The sequence below is a fragment of the Vibrio sp. V03_P4A6T147 genome (assembly GCF_002241085.1).
Classification (GTDB): domain Bacteria; phylum Pseudomonadota; class Gammaproteobacteria; order Enterobacterales; family Vibrionaceae; genus Vibrio; species Vibrio anguillarum.
In genome coordinates this window covers 1-2,836 of sequence record NZ_NDIO01000390.1, presented here as the reverse complement: position 1 = coordinate 2,836, position 2,836 = coordinate 1, and the positions used below count along the sequence as shown (strand labels likewise).

At 43.1% G+C, this 2,836-nt stretch carries 3 protein-coding genes; 1 reads left to right on the top strand and 2 read right to left on the bottom strand.

Translation table 11 applies throughout. The features are described 5' to 3' along the window. Positions 1–508 precede the first annotated feature (508 nt). Positions 509–760: a hypothetical protein gene (locus B9J84_RS14900; RefSeq protein ID WP_010319130.1), complete on the top strand. Its 252-nt coding sequence runs from the start codon at positions 509–511 to the stop codon at positions 758–760. Between the two features lie 37 nt (positions 761–797). Here B9J84_RS14900 and B9J84_RS14895 read toward each other — a convergent pair whose 3' ends face one another. Continuing rightward, entirely contained in the window at positions 798–1,832 is a 1,035-nt protein-coding gene (locus B9J84_RS14895; RefSeq protein WP_013857595.1) for an NADP(H)-dependent aldo-keto reductase, read from the bottom strand. A gap of 134 nt (positions 1,833–1,966) precedes the next feature. Then, positions 1,967–2,632: a DNA mismatch repair endonuclease MutH gene (gene mutH / locus B9J84_RS14890; RefSeq protein WP_047690230.1), complete on the bottom strand. Its 666-nt coding sequence runs from the start codon at positions 2,630–2,632 to the stop codon at positions 1,967–1,969. Positions 2,633–2,836: the final 204 nt, after the last annotated feature.

Genomic DNA, 2,836 nt, shown 5'->3' with positions numbered 1-2,836 from the left:
CCTATTAACTTGATGATTCTTCAAGTAAAAATGGCCACATTTAATCCATGTGGCCATTTTTTATAATCATATCTTTTGCGAATAAGTTATTCTCTAGCTGAATGTGTCACTTATTTGCTGTCATCGGCTTTCATTTTAGGTTAATGCATTGTTTTTTAATTGTTTGAAAATTAAGAGTTGAATAATCACCTCAGTTGCATAGAATTTAACCGTGAGCCGTGCTCACACACTCATTTCACTTTGGATTAACTATTTGCTTGGAGGCGCAACATGAATCATTTCGTTTTTGTTCATACTGTTCGCGTTTCTATCGATCTTACTGCGCCTAAATCGTCTCTTACTACAGACGCCTGTCGTATGTTTGATGATAAAAAAGGCACCGATTTTTAGTTAATCCGTAACCTTGAGATAGGCTGCGGAAAAATGGCAGCTTATCAAAGTGTTGATCCACCTTGTTTGCCCCCATTTTTCCAGCCGTCAACGTTTAGTTTACTACTGGAGAATACTCATGCGTCATTCAATTTATTTACAACTTGCTACTTTACTGGTCCGTGCTGATTTACGCCGTGAAGAGCGTCAATGGCAACGAAATGTTCGCCGTCATGCTTTTGAGCTGCCTTTTAATAGCCAACACTTGCTTAAAGATATTGGCTTAGAAAGTGATGGACGCGCTATTGGCGTTTCAGTCCCTGACTCAATTAAAGCTGAACGTCATATTCGTCATCTTCGCCGTGTGTTAAGTATGCGAATAACAACGTAAAACGAGGGGCTAGTGGCTTCGCTAGCCCCGAAGATATCTACGGACAAGGGTTGGAGTAAGTCGTCCCAATCTCTTGAATTTTAAGAAGCAATTCATTACTGAGTACGACATCTAAACTATCGATATTTGTTTTCAACTGCTCTAGGTTTGTCGCGCCAATGATATTGGATGCGACAAACGGACGTTGATTGACAAACGCCAACGCCATCTGTGCTGGATCAAGGCCATACTGGTTAGCAAGCTCAACATAAGCGTGAGTGGCTTGTACACCTTGCGCCGTAAAATAGCGAGAAAAGCGTTCAAATAGGCTGCACCGAGCACCGTCAGGTCTTGCGCCATTTAAATATTTACCACTCAGGCAACCAAACGCCAGTGGCGAGTAAGCCAGCAGTTGGACACCTTCGAAGTGGCTAATCTCAGATAAGCCAATTTCAAAGCTGCGATTCAGTAAATTATAAGGGTTTTGGATAGAGACAATTCTTGCTAGATCGTGTTTTTCTGCCAATTTTAGCAACGTCATCACACCCCACGGGGTATCATTTGACACACCGATGTAACGCACTTTTCCAGCCTTGACGAGATCATTAAGCGCTTCGAGCGTTTCGATTAAAGTGACTTCTTCTTGCTGATCAGGATAAGGGTAGTTAAGTTGGCCGAACATGTTCGTTTGGCGTTGAGGCCAATGTAATTGATACAAATCGACATAGTCTGTTTTTAAGCGTCTTAAACTATCATCAATCGCTAAATGAATGTTGCGTCTATCGAGTGACATCTTTTCGCGGATGTGAGGCACGTTACGCGGGCCTGCCACTTTAGTCGCTAACACCACTTTTTCACGTTTACCTGATTTTTCTAACCAGTTGCCAATATAGCTTTCGGTCAGACCTTGGGTTTTACCGTTGGGGGGAACTGGGTACATTTCCGCAGTATCGATGAAATTCACACCTTGGTCTAAGGCGTAATCGAGCTGCTCAAAGGCTTGTTGTTGGCTATTTTGTTCACCAAAAGTCATGGTACCTAAGCAGATCTTGCTCACTTCCAGTGTGGAATGAGGCAGTTTGGTGTATTGCATATTCCTTCCTTGATGCTCTCGCTGGTGGAGTGTGTGACGTTTTTACTATAAGCGAAGATGGCAGTGAAACGGAAACGAATTGTGCAGTGAAAGATCAAACGGTTACGTTTTTTCATGAGCAATAACGAGCACTTTTAAATAAAGTGTTGCTCAAGAATGCTCGCGGTAAATTGAGTTCGAAGATAAAAGCCTCGTGGCAGGGTTTTGATAGGTTTGCCATTAGCACCGTATGCTTCGGTTAATGCTCGCCCGTTTGCCGCTTTTGGCCTGAGCTGTAATACTTCACCGTGCTTAGCGGTGATCTGCTCAACTTTGCCAAGAACGATGAACTCCATCAGTTCTTCCCAATCATTTTTTAGCTGCTGTTCTTGTGCTGGTGAAGGGCTCCATAGCAATGGCGAGCCGACATGGCGCTGGGCTAGGGGGATCTCTCGCTCACCCTCTATTGGGATCCACAGTACTCGAGAGAGTTTATTTCGCACGTGGCTTTGCTCCCATGTTAAACCATGAACACCAGTGAGTGGGGCCACACACACAAACGTTGTTTCGAGTGGTTTTCCAGTGTAACTGATTGGAATACTTTTGAGCTCGATGCCTAATTGCTCGAAATCTTGCTGAGGTTTGCTGCCTGCCGTTGCACCCAAATGCCACTCTAATAGTTGACCGACCCATCCTTTATCTTTTTTTAAGTCAGGGGGCACGCTCATCTTGGCTTCTTCGGCCAGTTGACTAAAGCTTAAGCCTGCAATGTCTTGGGCTCTAAGCATTAATTCATGTTCAGTTTTAGGTGCAGGTTTCATGATACTTTGAATGATAAAAACGCGATTGTAGCAAATTCTTATACACAATGTGCTGTCGTTTCTTTTGCTTAAAAGATCATCGTAATCCAAGTTATCCACAGGTTGATCGGAAAAATATTCCATTTTTTGTTTATCTGTATGCATTTACAGGGTTTTGCTTGAGAGAGTGGGCCTCTTAATCAGTAAATCTTATTTCTACTAGAG